This window comes from Streptomyces sp. NPDC017095 (assembly GCF_044332325.1).
GTDB lineage: Bacteria > Actinomycetota > Actinomycetes > Streptomycetales > Streptomycetaceae > Streptomyces.
Genome location: NZ_JBIROU010000007.1, coordinates 307,631 through 320,155, shown reverse-complemented (window position 1 = coordinate 320,155; position 12,525 = coordinate 307,631). Strand labels below are relative to the sequence as shown.

Genomic DNA, 12,525 nt, shown 5'->3' with positions numbered 1-12,525 from the left:
TCACCTGATCGCCAGGCCGTCGAGGTACGCACGCACGTTGCGGCGGGTCTCCGGCACGCTGTCGCCGCCGAACTTCTCGGCCACCGCGTCCGCCAGCACCAGCGCCACCATGGCCTCGGCCACGATGCCGGCCGCCGGCACCGCGCACACGTCGGACCGCTGGTGGTGGGCCTGCGCCGGCTCACCGGTCACCACGTCCACCGTGCGCAGCGCCCGCGGCACCGTCGCGATCGGCTTCATCGCCGCCCGCACCCGCAGCAGCTCGCCCGTGCTCAGTCCGCCCTCGGTGCCGCCGGCCCGGCCGGTGGCCCGCTTGATGCCCTCGGGCGTGGTCAGGATCTCGTCGTGGGCCTGGGAGCCGGGCACCCGGGCCAGGTCGAAGCCGTCGCCGACCTCGACGCCCTTGATCGCCTGGATGCCCATCAGCGCGGCGGCCAGCCGGGCGTCCAGCCGGCGGTCCCAGTGCACGTGGGAACCGAGGCCCACCGGGACGCCGTAGGCCAGCACCTCGACCACGCCGCCGAGCGTGTCGCCGTCCTTGTGGGCCTGGTCGATCTCCGCGACCATCGCCTTGGAGGCGTCGGCGTCCAGGCAGCGCACCGGGTCCGTGTCCAGCTTCGCCACGTCGGCCGGGGTCGGGTAGACGCCGTAGGGCGCCTTGGCCGAGGCCAGCTCCACCACGTGGGAGACGATCTCGATGCCGGCCGTCTCCTTCAGGTAGGAGCGGGCCACCGCGCCCAGCGCCACCCGTGCGGCGGTCTCCCGGGCGGAGGCGCGCTCCAGGATCGGGCGGGCCTCGTCGAAGCCGTACTTCTGCATGCCCGCCAGGTCCGCGTGTCCGGGCCGCGGCCGGGTCAGCGGCGCGTTGCGCGCCAGCTCGGCCAGCACCGCCGGGTCCACCGGGTCGGCGGACATGACCTGCTCCCACTTCGGCCACTCGGTGTTGCCCACCATGACCGCCACCGGCGAGCCGAGGGTCAGACCGTGCCGGACACCGCCGAGGAAGGTCACCTCGTCCCGCTCGAACTTCATCCGCGCACCGCGCCCATAGCCGAGCCGCCGCCGCGCCAGGTGATCCGCCACCATCTCCGTGGTGACCGGCACGCCGGCGGGAAGACCCTCCAGCGTCGCGACAAGTGCGGGACCATGGGATTCCCCGGCGGTCAGCCAACGCAGCCTGCTCAACGATGCTCCTCAGTGCTCGCGCCCGGTACTGCCCGGCGTACGCGCGTCTGGCGCACGGCGACGGCGCCACCGGGTGCGCGACCCCGGTACGCCACCTCCGATCCTCCCACGTCCGGCGCCGGGATCCGGCCGCCGGTCCAGCAGGCGGACGCGGGCGGGAGCGTCAGCGGGCCGCGAGCGCCCGTTCGCCGGCGTGCCGCATCGCCTCCAGCGGACCCGGGGTGTGCCCGGTCATCTGCTCGAACTGGAGCACGGCCTGGTGGACCAGCAGGTCGAGACCGCTGACCACCGCGCCGCCGTACATGGACCAGCGGGCCGCCAGCGCGGTGGGCCACGGGTCGTAGAGCACGTCGAAGAGGGTGGCGGGGCGTTCGGGCACGGCGGCGGCGAGGGCGTCGGTCGCGCCGGCGGGCGTGGTGGCGATCACCAGCGGGGCGCGCAGTGCCTCCGCGGCGTCGGCCCAGTCCGCCGTGCGGACCTCCACGTCGAGCCGCTCGCCCCACTGCCGCATCTCGGCGGCGCGGGCCTCGCCGCGGACGTAGGCGACGACCTCGCCGGTGCAGACCCGGGCCAGCGCGGCGAGCGCGGAGGAGGCGGTGGCGCCGGCGCCGAGGATGGCGGCGGAGCCGACCTCTTCGATGCCGTGCTCGCGCAGGGCGGCCACCATGCCCGGGATGTCGGTGTTGTCACCGCGCCGACGGCCGTCCTCGGTGAACACGAGCGTGTTGACCGCGTCGACCGAGGCCGCGGTGTCGCTGATCTCGTCCAGCAGCGGGATGACGGCCCGCTTCAGCGGCATGGTCAGCGACAGGCCCGCCCACCCGGTCCCGAGCCCGTCGAGGAAGCCGGGCAGCGCCGCCTCGTCCACGTCGTAGCTGTCGTACGACCAGCCGGTGAGGCCTGCGGCCTCGTACGCGGCCCGGTGCAGCACCGGGGAGAGGGAGTGGGCGATCGGCGAACCGAGCACCGCGGCCCGGCGGCCGTCAGTTGCCCGCGTTGGCATTGAACTTGTCCTTCAGTTCCAGGAATTCGGCGTAGGTCTTGGCGAACTCGGTGTTGTTCGTGCCGTCGGTCGCCACGAAGTAGATCCAGCCCTCGTGCGTCGGGTTCAGCGTGGCCTTCAGCGCGTCCTCGCCGGGGTTGCCGATCGGGCCGGGCGGAAGCCCCTGGTGGCGGTAGGTGTTGTACGGGCTCGCGTTGCTGTTGATCTCCTTCTCGGAGATGTGGATGTTGCTCGTGCCCTTGAGGTAGTTGTAGGTCGAGTCGAACTGGAGCAGCCGGTTGGTCTCGGTGTTGGTGGGCTTGAGGCGGTTGTAGACCACCTCGGCCATCTTGCGGAAGTCCTCGTGCGTCTTGCCCTCCGCCTGGACCAGGCTGGCGACCGTGACCAGCTCGAACGCGTTCTCCACGCCGAGTTCCCGGGCCTTGTCGTCCAGGCCGTAGGCGGCGTACTTCTGCTTGGCCTGGGTGACCATCTGGCGCAGGACCGCCTCGGGCTTCATGCCCTTGGCCGCGGGATAGGTGCCGGGGAAGAGGAAGCCCTCCAGCGGGTCCATGAGGTCGCCGGTGTTCTTCGCCCAGGCGGGCAGGCCGAGCGCCTTGTACTGCTTGCGGGCGATCGTCTTGGTGCTGCCCTTGGGCAGTTCGAGCTGCTTGTCGACGGCCGCGTAGACGCCCGAGTTGCGTTCGCCCGGTGTGACGATCACGTTGTTCTGGCTGCGCGGGTCCATCATCAGCTTGACGGCGCTGGCGGCGGACATCTCCTTCCTCAGGAGGTAGGCGCCGGCCTGGATGCCGTCGCCGCCCGGGGTCTGGCCCTGGGCGTGGACGAACGCCTCGGCGCTCTTGACGACGCCGGCCTCCTTCAGGCGGCGGCCGATCTCCCAGCCGCCCGCGCCCTTGGGGATCTCCACGGTCACCGTCCGGCTGATGCCGTCGCCCGCGTAGTCCGGGGCCGTGCCGAAACGATTTTGGTAGAACGTGTAGCCGAAATAGCCGACGCCGGCGAGGCCGCCGCCGAAGACCAGGACGACCACCATGCAGGCGCAGCCGGTGCGCCGTTTCCTGTCCTTGTCCGGCTTGCGGCCCTTGCCGCGCCGCTCGCGGCGGCTCAGCGGGTACTCCTCGTCGTCCCCGCCGCCGCCCGCCACCGGGAGGGCCTGGTCCTCGTCGTCCGCGACCCCGGGCTCCGGGGCGGGCTCGGGGCGTCTGCGGCCGGGCGGCTCCGGCGGCGGGTAGGCGTCCTCGGTGCCGTAGAGGTCGGGCTGCTCCGCGCCGTAGGCCACGGGCTGCTGGCCGTACGGGTCGCCCGGGTCGGCGGCGTAGGGCACGTGGCCGTGGCTGCCGGTCGCGTCCCAGGCGCCCTGCTGGAACTGGTGCTGGCCCTGCCCGGCGAACTGCTCCTCGTACCGCGGCGGACCGTCGTGGTGGTGCTGCTCGCCGTACCCGGACTGCTGCTCCTGGCTCCAGTCGCCGTACACGGGCGCCTGCGGATGCTGCTGCGGCCGGCCGCCGTAGGACTGCCGGCCGTCCTGGGCCTGCTGTCCACTCCATCCGCCGTCCCCGTACAACGGGTCCTCCGGATGCCACGGTTCGGAGCCTGGGCCCCGGCCATACTCAGTCATCGATCCCCTAGAGCCGCGAGGCCGACGGGCACGCGTCCGGTGTACGGTCCGGTTCCCGCTCCGCCTCTTGCTGTGCCCCGGCTGTTCGAACACCGGCGCATCGCGCGGAACGTTACCGTATCGCGATCAGCCGACCGCTTCGACGCCCTCACCGGGTGCCTTGCCTGACACCCGTTCGGATTCCAGGGCCTGCTGCAGGATGACGACGGCCGCCGCCTGGTCGATGACCGCGCGGCCCTTCTTGGCCTTCACGCCCGAGGCGCGCAGTCCCTGACCGGCCGTGACGGTCGTCATCCGCTCGTCCAGCAGGCGCACCGGCACCGGCCGGATGCCCCCGGCCAGCTCCCGGGCGAAGGCGCGGACCTTGACGGCGGCCGGGCCCTCGCCCCCCTTGAGGGAGCGAGGGAGGCCGACGACGACCTCGATCGGCTCATACTCCTCCACCAGTTGACGCAACCGGCGGTGGGCGGCGGGCACGTCCCGGCCGGGGACGGTCTCCACCGGGGTGGCGAGGATCCCGTCGGGGTCGCACGAGGCGACCCCGATCCGGGCGTCCCCGACGTCGATCGCGAGCCGGCGTCCTCTGCGCATCCGTCCGGCCGTCCCTACTTGGCGGTCTCGGCGACGAGCCGCTCGACGGCCTCGACGGCCTCGCCGACGGCGGCCGGGTTCTGGCCGCCGCCCTGGGCGACGTCCGGCTTGCCGCCACCGCCGCCGCCGAGGGTCTTGGCGGCGGCACGGACCAGGTCACCGGCCTTCAGACCGCGCTCGCGCGCGGCGTCGTTGGTGGCGATGACCGTCAGCGGCTTGCCGTTGTTCACCGTGAACAGGGCGACCACGGCGGCGCGTCCGCCCTGGATACGGCCGCGCACGTCGAGGACCAGCCTGCGCAGGTCGTCCGGGGTGGTGCCGTCCGGGACCCGTCCGGTGACCACGGCGACGCCCCGCACGTCCTTGGCGGACTCGGCGAGACCGGCGGCGGCCTGGAGCACCTTCTCGGCGCGGAACCGCTCGATCTCCTTCTCGGCGTCCTTCAGCTTGCCGAGCATGGCGGAGACCTTCTCGGGCAGCTCCTCCGGGCGGCCCTTGAGCAGCTCGGTCAGCTGGTTGACGACCGTGTGCTCACGGGCGAGGAAGTGGTAGGCGTCCACGCCGACCAGGGCCTCGATACGACGGACACCCGAGCCGATGGAGGACTCGCCGAGCAGCTTCACCAGACCGAGCTGGGCGGTGTTGTGCACGTGCGTGCCGCCGCACAACTCCTTGGAGAAGTCGCCGATGGTGACCACGCGCACCCGCTCGCCGTACTTCTCGCCGAACTCGGCGATGGCGCCCTGCTTCTTGGCGTCGTCGATGCCCATGACCTCGGCGCGCACGTCGAGGTCGCGGGCCAGCACCTCGTTGATCTTCTGCTCGACGTCGGTCATCACGGCCGTCGGGACGGCGGCCGGGGAGCCGAAGTCGAAGCGGAAGCGGCCGGGCTGGTTCTCGGAACCGGCCTGGGCGGCCGTCGGACCGAGGGCGTCGCGCAGCGCCTGGTGGGTGAGGTGGGTGGCCGAGTGGGCGCGGGCGATGGCGTGCCGGCGGCGGGAGTCGATGGCGGCGTGGGCCTTGGCACCGACGGTCACCTCGCCGACCTGGACGACGCCCTTGTGGACGTACACGCCCGGGACCGGCTTCTGGCAGTCGCGGACCTCGATGACGGCACCGGAGTCGACCCTGATCCGGCCGGTGTCGCCGATCTGGCCGCCGCCCTCGGCGTAGAACGGGGTGCGGTCCAGGACGACCTCGACCTCGTCGCCCTCGGTGGCGGCCGGCGAGGAGACGCCGTCGACCAGGATGCCGACGATCGTGGACTCGCCCTCGGTGTCGGTGTAACCGATGAAGTCGGTGGCGCCGGCGTTGTCGGCGATCTCCCGGTAGGCGCCCATGTCGGCGTGGCCGGTCTTCTTGGCCTGGGCGTCGGCCTTGGCGCGCTCCCGCTGCTCCTTCATCAGGCGGCGGAAGCCCTCCTCGTCCACGGACAGGCCCTGCTCGGCGGCCATCTCCAGGGTGAGGTCGATCGGGAAGCCCCAGGTGTCGTGGAGCAGGAACGCCTTGTCGCCGGCGAGCACCGAGCCGCCGGCGGCCTTGGTCTCGGTGACGGCGGTGTCGAGGATGTTGGTGCCGGCCTTCAGCGTCTTGAGGAAGGCGTTCTCCTCGGCGACGGCGACCTTCTCGATGCGCTCGCGGTCGGTGATCAGCTCCGGGTACTGCCGGCCCATCACGCCGATCACGGTGCCGACGAGGTCCTTGGTGACCGGGCCGGTGGCGCCGAGCAGGCGCATGTTGCGGATGGCGCGGCGCATGATGCGGCGCAGGACGTAGCCACGGCCCTCGTTGCCCGGGGTGACACCGTCGCCGATGAGCATCGTGGCGGTGCGCATGTGGTCGGTGACCACGCGGAGGGACACGTCCGAGCCGTGGGCGTCGCCGTAGCGGACGCCGGTCAGCTCGGTGGCCTTCTCGATGACGGCCATGGAGGTGTCGATCTCGTACATGTTCTGCACGCCCTGCAGAATCATGGCGAGCCGCTCCAGGCCGAGGCCCGTGTCGATGTTCTGGCTCGGCAGGTCCCCGAGGATCTCGAAGTTGTCCTTGCCGATGCCCTCGCCGCGCTCGTACTGCATGAAGACGAGGTTCCAGATCTCCACGTACCGCTCGTCGTTGACGGCAGGGCCGCCCTCGGCGCCGAACTCGGGGCCGCGGTCGTAGTTGATCTCGGAGCAGGGGCCGCAGGGTCCGGGGACGCCCATGGACCAGAAGTTGTCCTTCATGCCGAGGCGCTGGATGCGCTCCTTCGGCACCCCGACGACCTCGTGCCAGATGCGCTCGGCCTCGTCGTCGTCCTGGTAGACGGTGATCCAGAGCCGCTCCGGCTCCAGGCCGTAACCGCCCTTGTCCTGGGGCGTGGTGAGCAGCTCCCAGGCGTACTTGATGGCGCCTTCCTTGAAGTAGTCGCCGAAGGAGAAGTTGCCGCACATCTGGAAGAAGGTGCCGTGCCGCGTGGTCTTGCCGACCTCTTCGATGTCGGGCGTGCGCACGCACTTCTGCACGCTGGTGGCGCGCGGGAACGGCGGCTTGACCTCACCCAGGAAGTAGGGCTTGAAGGGCACCATGCCGGCGGGGACGAGGAGCAGAGTCGGGTCGTCCGCGATGAGCGACGCCGAAGGGACGACGGTGTGCCCGCGCTCCTCGAAGAAGCTCAGCCAGCGGCGGCGAATCTCGGCCGACTCCATCAGTGGTCCTCATTCCGGTTGTACGAGTACGTCGTGTTCTCGATGTACTGCGGGTTGCTGCGGTTGTTCTCGATGGCGGTGTACCGCCGGGGGGCCGGGAGCCCGGTGTCCGGGTCGGCGTCGATGCCCAGCGCCTCCCCCAGCTCGGCCTCCCGCTGGGCCATGTTCTCGCGGACGTCGAGCGCGAAGCCGACCGCGCGGTCCTTCAGGCGCTGACCGGTCTGCAGGGCCTTGTTCGCCGCGGTGGCGGCCAGGCTCTCCGGGGTCAGCTGCCTGAGCTTGCGGTTGACCTTGGTGGTGGCCCACACACCGGCGGCGACACCGGTGGAGAACCAGAACGTACGGCGGAACATCGCTCGGTCTCAGTCCTTACTTCCGCTTGCGCCGTGCGGCGGGGACGGTCCGGCCCACGATCACGGTACGCCGGGGCGGTTTCGCGGGCGCGCCCTCCCCCTTGCGTCCGCCGAGCGCCCGGCGGACGCCGTAGCCGAAGGCCGCGACCTTGACCAGCGGGCCGCCGAAGGCGGAGGCGACGGTGGTCGACAGCGCGGAGGCGTTCGACGTGACCTCCTGGACGTCGGAGGCGATCGCGTCGACCCGGTCGATCTGGGTCTGCGCCGAGCGCACCGTCCGGGAGGCGTCGGCGAGCAGCGGGACCGCCTGGTCGGTCACCTCCGCGACCAGCTTGGTGGTCGCCTTGAGCGTCTGGGCCAGCCTCGACAGAGCCACCGCGAGGAAGGAGACCAGGATCGCCCAGAAGACGGCCACCAGGATCCCGGCCACCTCGCCACCGGACACTGTGCGCACCCGCTCCCTGAAACGTGCCTGAGCATCGGAAAAGTCGTGCCCCGAGCCTATCGCGCCGGGGCCGCGGCTCCGTACCCGATTACCCGGCGGCCCGGACGGAGTCACGGGAAGCGATTGTACGGATTGCACACAGTTCAGTACCCTCCGTGTCCCATGCGAGGTCCTCACAGTCCCGGCCCCTGGACGGACGGCGATCCGCCCCTCGAACTCACCGCCTTCGTCGGGCGCTCGGCCGAGCTGGCCGAGCTGACGGAGGCGCTCGGCCAGGCCCGGCTGGTGACCGTCACCGGCACGGGCGGCGTCGGCAAGTCGCGGCTGGCGGTGCGGGCGGCGGCCCGGTGGGCGGCCGGTGAGCCGGCGGGCGGCGCGGGCTGGGCCCGGGTGGAGCTGGCCCCGGTGCGCGATCCGCAGTTCGTGGAGTACGCGGTCGTGGAGGCGCTCGGGCTGACCGACCACACCACCCGCTCGCCCCGGCAGACGCTGCTGGAGCATCTGGCGGACCGCCGGGCCCTGCTGGTGCTGGACGGGTTCGAGCACCTGGTGGCAACCTGCGCCGAGCTGGTGGCGGAGCTGCTGCGCGAGCTGCCGGGGCTGCGGGTGCTGGCCGCGGGCCGGCGTCCGCTGTCCCTGGCGGGCGAGCGGCTGTACCCGCTTGCGCCGCTCGGCGCGGACGACGCGGTGCGGCTGCTGGCGGACCGGGCCCGGGCACAGGGTGTGACGGTGTCCGACGGCGACGAGGTGCGGGAGCTGTGCGGCCGGCTGGAGGGGATCCCGCTGGCGTTGGAACTGGCGGCCGGCCGGCTGCGGGCGCTGTCCCCGGGTCAGGTGCTGCGCCGCCTCGACGACCGGTTCCGGCTGCTGACCGGCGGCGGCCGGGACGCCCTGCCCCGGCATCAGGCGCTGCGCACGGCGATCGGCTGGAGCCACGAGCTGTGCACGCCGGCCGAGCGGCTGCTGTGGGCGCGGCTGTCGGTGTTCGCGGGCACCTTCGACCTGGAGGCGGCCGAGTACGTGTGCAGCGGGGACGGGCTGCCCGCCGGGGACGTGCTGGACGTGCTGTCGGAGCTGCTCGCGCAGTCGGTCCTCGCCCGCGAGGAGAGCCCGGCCGGTCCCCGCTACCGGATGCTGGACACCGTCCGGGCCTACGGCGCCGAGTGGCTGGCGGCGACCGGGGACGCCGACCGGCTGCGCAGACGGCACCGGGACTGGTACCTGGGCCTGGCGACCTGGTGCGAGCTGGAGTGGTTCTCGCCCCGGCAGCGGGAGGTGGCCGCGCGGGTGGACGCCGAGCTGCCGAATCTGCGGGCCGCGCTGGAGTTCTGCCTGACCGGGCCGGGCGAGGCGCACCTCGGCCAGCACCTGGCGGGCTCGCTGTGGTTCTGCTGGGTGGGCTGCGGCCGGCTGTCGGAGGGACGGCGCTGGCTGGAGCGCGGCCTGGAGCGCGAGTCGGGCTACGAGCGGTCCCGGCTGAAGGCGCTGTGGGTGCTCGGCTACGTCACGATCCTCCAGGGCGACACCGTGCCGGCGCTGCGGACGCTGCGGACGTGCCGGGAGCGGGCGGAGCGGGCGGCCGACGCGACGGCGGTGGCCTACGCCGAGCACCGCACCGGCTGTCTGGCGCTGGTCGGCGATGACCTGGCCCGCGCGGAGACGCTGCTGCGCGCGGCGCTGGAGCGCTACCGGGAGCTCGGCGAGCTGAACGGCAACGTCCTGATGGCCCAGGTGGAGCTGGCGATGGCCCGGGCGTTCCAGGGCGACCTGCCGGAGGCGGTGCGCCTGTGCGAGGACGTGCGCCGGGTGTGCGAGGACCACGGGGAGCGGTGGGCGCGGTCGTACGCGTTGTACGTGCTGGCGTACGCGGCCTGGGCCGGCGGGGATCCGGCCGGTGCGCGGGAGCTGCTGACGGAGAGCCTGGCCCACGCGCACGCCTTCCGTGACCTGCTGGGCTCGGTGCTCTCCCTGGAGCTGCTGGCGCTGGTGACGGTGGCGCAGGGCGATCCGGTGGAGGCGGCGGTGCTCCAGGGCGCCGCCGGGCGGCTGTGGCCCTCGGTCGGGCTGAGGCTGTTCGGCTCGGCGTACTACAGCGCGCCGCACGAGCGGTGCGAGGCCGCCGCGCGGGAGGCGCTCGGTGATGTCCGGTACGCGGAGTGCGTGCGGGAGGGTGCCGGGCTGGACCGGGAGGCGGCGGTGGCCCGGGCGCTGCGCCGCCGGGAGACGGGCGCGCTGGGCGCGCTGCCGGCGCCGCGCGGCCCGGTCGCGCGGACCCGTCCCGGACAGTGCGAACCCGCCGCCTCGCCCACCCGGAAGGGCGGGGAGACGGCGGGCTGAGGTGCTGCGCCGGGGCTGGGATCAGCGGGCGTAGTACTCGACGACGAGCTGCTCGTCGCAGATCACCGGGATCTCCTTGCGGTTCGGCTCGCGGTCCAGGCGGAAGGCCAGGGCGCGGAGGTTCACCTGGAGGTAGCGCGGGGTCTCGCCGTCGGGGGCGAAGCCACCCTCACGGGCGATCTGGAACAGCGTCTTGTCCTTGGAGCGGTCGCGGACCTGCACGACGTCGTCCGGACGGACACGGAAGGACGGCTTGTCGACCTTCTGGCCGTTGACCTGGATGTGGCCGTGGACGACCATCTGGCGGGCCTGGTAGATCGTGCGGGCGATGCCCGAACGCAGGACCAGCGCGTCGAGACGGCGCTCGAGCTCGATGATCAGGGCCTCACCGGTCTTGCCCTGGACCTTGGAGGCACGCTCGTAGGCGCGGACGAGCTGGCGCTCGGACACGTCGTACTGCGCGCGCAGACGCTGCTTCTCCAGCAGACGGACCTTGTAGTCCGAGTTCTGCTTGCGGCCGCGGCCGTGCTCGCCCGGCGGGTAGGGGCGGGCCTCGAAGTACTTGACGGCCTTCGGGGTCAGCGCGATGCCGAGGGCACGCGACTTCTTGACCTTGGGGCGGGACTGGTTCGCCACTGTCTCTGTCTCTTTTCGTGAATTTTCGGCTCGTCAGGGTTTACGGAGGTCGCATCCGCAGCCGGGAAAACCCGCCGGGTCCTCGAAAGGGACCTGCCGGGCAGCCGCTTCCCTGGTCTGGGCACATACGTGCAGCACGCGAGTGGCCCACCGACCGATCCCGGGATGCGGGTGGTGGTGGGCTGCCCGCGACACCGTTCGACGGTGCGCGACGCTCCTGGAGCCCTGTCCCGGGGGACCGGGCCTCCGGCCGGACGTCCCGCTCTGACAGCACAGGACTCGGCACTTCGCAGCAGTCTACAGGGCGGTCAGGACCGCTTGCGACCGAGGTGTCCGCGGGTCCATTCCACGGCGTCCGCGTATCTGGCCTCCGCGCCGTGCCGGCCCGGTGTGTAGTACTCCCGGTCCTTCAGGGCGTCCGGGGCGTACTGCTGCCGGGCGATGCCCTCGGGCAGGTCGTGCGGGTACACGTAGCCCTGGGCGTGGCCCAGTGCGGCGGCGCCCTGGTAGTGCCCGTCGCGCAGGTGCGCCGGCACCGGTCCGGCCAGGCCCTTGCGGACGTCCGCCAGGGCGGCGCCGATCGCGGTGGTCGCCGAGTTGGACTTGGGGGCGAGGGCCAGGGCGATGGTGGCGTGGCTGAGGGTGAGGGCGGCCTCCGGGAAGCCGATCATGGCGACGGCCTGGGCGGCGGCGACGGCGATCGGCAGCGCGTTCGGGTCGGCCAGGCCGATGTCCTCGCTGGCGGAGATCATCAGGCGGCGCGCGATGAACCGGGGGTCCTCGCCGGCCTCGATCATGCGGGCCAGGTAGTGCAGGGCCGCGTCCACATCGGAGCCGCGGATGGACTTGATGAGGGCGCTGGCGACGTCGTAGTGCTGGTCGCCGTCGCGGTCGTACGTCACCGCGGCGCGGTCGACGGTCTGCTCCAGGGTCCCCAGGGTGATCTCGCTCTCGCCCTGGTCCAGGGCGGCGCCGGCGGCAGCCTCCAGGGCGGTCAGGGCGCGGCGGGCGTCGCCGCCGGCGATCCGCAGCAGGTGTTCCTCGGTGTCCTCGGGGAGCGTGACGGCGTTCGCCAGGCCGCGTTCGTCGGCGAGCGCCCGCCGGAGCAGGCCCCGGATGTCGTCGTCGGTGAGGGGTTCGAGGGTGAGCAGCAGGGAGCGGGAGAGCAGGGGCGAGATGACCGAGAAGTACGGGTTCTCCGTGGTGGCCGCGATCAGGGTCACCCAGCGGTTCTCCACGGCCGGCAGCAGGGAGTCCTGCTGGGCCTTGCTGAAGCGGTGGATCTCGTCCAGGAAGAGGACGGTCTCCTTGCCGTACCCCCCGGTGGCGCGGCGGGCGCCGTCGATGACCGCGCGGACCTCCTTGACGCCCGCGGTGATCGCGGACAGCTCCACGAACCGCTTGTCGGTCGCCTTCGACACGACGTACGCCAGGGTGGTCTTGCCGGTGCCGGGCGGGCCCCAGAGGATCACCGAGGACGGTCCGGCGGGGCCGCCGGAGCCCTCGCCGACCAGGCGGCGCAGGGGCGAGCCGGGCTTGAGCAGGTGCTGCTGCCCCATGACCTCGTCGAGCGTGCGCGGGCGCATGCGCACGGCCAGGGGGCTGCCCGCCGGGTCCTTCTCCTGGCGTTCTTCTGCTGCGGCGGTGAAGAGGTCGGGTTCCACGCT

10 protein-coding genes are annotated in these 12,525 nt (G+C 72.6%); 1 reads left to right on the top strand and 9 read right to left on the bottom strand.

Annotated elements, in window-relative coordinates; genetic code table 11:
• From aroC to ACH4OA_RS16735, 7 genes are all read right to left on the bottom strand, one after another.
• Nucleotides 1-1,185, bottom strand: coding sequence for a chorismate synthase (aroC, locus tag ACH4OA_RS16765; protein WP_397969537.1), 1,185 nt, complete (start codon nt 1,183-1,185; stop codon nt 1-3).
• Between the two features lie 163 nt (nt 1,186-1,348).
• Nucleotides 1,349-2,188, bottom strand: coding sequence for a shikimate dehydrogenase (locus ACH4OA_RS16760; RefSeq protein WP_397936885.1), 840 nt, complete (start codon nt 2,186-2,188; stop codon nt 1,349-1,351).
• Nucleotides 2,169-3,809: an endolytic transglycosylase MltG gene (mltG, locus tag ACH4OA_RS16755; protein ID WP_397936887.1), complete on the bottom strand. Its 1,641-nt coding sequence runs from the start codon at nt 3,807-3,809 to the stop codon at nt 2,169-2,171. Before mltG ends, ACH4OA_RS16760 begins: the two co-directional genes overlap by 20 nt.
• A gap of 126 nt (nt 3,810-3,935) precedes the next feature.
• Nucleotides 3,936-4,400 (bottom strand): Holliday junction resolvase RuvX, encoded by a 465-nt coding sequence (gene ruvX / locus ACH4OA_RS16750; protein ID WP_397936888.1) that lies wholly within the window; start codon nt 4,398-4,400, stop codon nt 3,936-3,938.
• 14 nt (nt 4,401-4,414) lie between these two features.
• Nucleotides 4,415-7,087: an alanine--tRNA ligase gene (gene alaS, locus ACH4OA_RS16745; protein WP_365941553.1), complete on the bottom strand. Its 2,673-nt coding sequence runs from the start codon at nt 7,085-7,087 to the stop codon at nt 4,415-4,417.
• Nucleotides 7,087-7,440, bottom strand: a complete 354-nt coding sequence (locus tag ACH4OA_RS16740) for a hypothetical protein (protein WP_397946548.1) — start codon at nt 7,438-7,440, stop codon at nt 7,087-7,089. Before ACH4OA_RS16740 ends, alaS begins: the two co-directional genes overlap by 1 nt.
• 16 nt (nt 7,441-7,456) lie before the next feature.
• Nucleotides 7,457-7,894 carry a DUF948 domain-containing protein gene (locus tag ACH4OA_RS16735; protein WP_397969536.1) on the bottom strand — a complete coding sequence of 146 codons (438 nt, stop codon included), beginning with the start codon at nt 7,892-7,894 and terminating at the stop codon, nt 7,457-7,459.
• Between the two features lie 153 nt (nt 7,895-8,047).
• Between ACH4OA_RS16735 and ACH4OA_RS16730 the strand changes: the two genes are divergently transcribed.
• A complete protein-coding gene (locus tag ACH4OA_RS16730) occupies nt 8,048-10,222 on the top strand; it encodes an ATP-binding protein (RefSeq protein WP_397969534.1) in 2,175 nt (724 codons plus the stop codon).
• Nucleotides 10,223-10,243: 21 nt separating this feature from the next.
• On the opposite strand, the gene rpsD is transcribed toward ACH4OA_RS16730, so the two are convergent.
• Both rpsD and ACH4OA_RS16720 read right to left on the bottom strand, forming a co-directional pair.
• On the bottom strand, nt 10,244-10,858 hold the full coding sequence (gene rpsD, locus ACH4OA_RS16725; protein WP_301975067.1) for a 30S ribosomal protein S4: 615 nt from the start codon (nt 10,856-10,858) through the stop codon (nt 10,244-10,246).
• A 308-nt stretch (nt 10,859-11,166) separates the two neighbouring features.
• Nucleotides 11,167-12,522, bottom strand: a complete 1,356-nt coding sequence (locus ACH4OA_RS16720) for a replication-associated recombination protein A (RefSeq protein WP_397936896.1) — start codon at nt 12,520-12,522, stop codon at nt 11,167-11,169.
• Between the last annotated feature and the right edge of the window lie 3 nt (nt 12,523-12,525).

Bases quoted from the DNA above. Each gene is read 5' to 3' on its own strand.
- mltG (WP_397936887.1), bottom strand. From the start codon at position 3,809: ATGACTGAGTATGGCCGGGGCCCAGGCTCCGAACCGTGGCATCCGGAG.
- alaS (WP_365941553.1), bottom strand. From the start codon at position 7,087: ATGGAGTCGGCCGAGATTCGCCGCCGCTGGCTGAGCTTCTTCGAGGAG.
- ACH4OA_RS16760 (WP_397936885.1), bottom strand. From the start codon at position 2,188: ATGCCAACGCGGGCAACTGACGGCCGCCGGGCCGCGGTGCTCGGTTCG.
- ruvX (WP_397936888.1), bottom strand. From the start codon at position 4,400: ATGCGCAGAGGACGCCGGCTCGCGATCGACGTCGGGGACGCCCGGATC.
- ACH4OA_RS16730 (WP_397969534.1), top strand. From the start codon at position 8,048: ATGCGAGGTCCTCACAGTCCCGGCCCCTGGACGGACGGCGATCCGCCC.
- ACH4OA_RS16740 (WP_397946548.1), bottom strand. From the start codon at position 7,440: ATGTTCCGCCGTACGTTCTGGTTCTCCACCGGTGTCGCCGCCGGTGTG.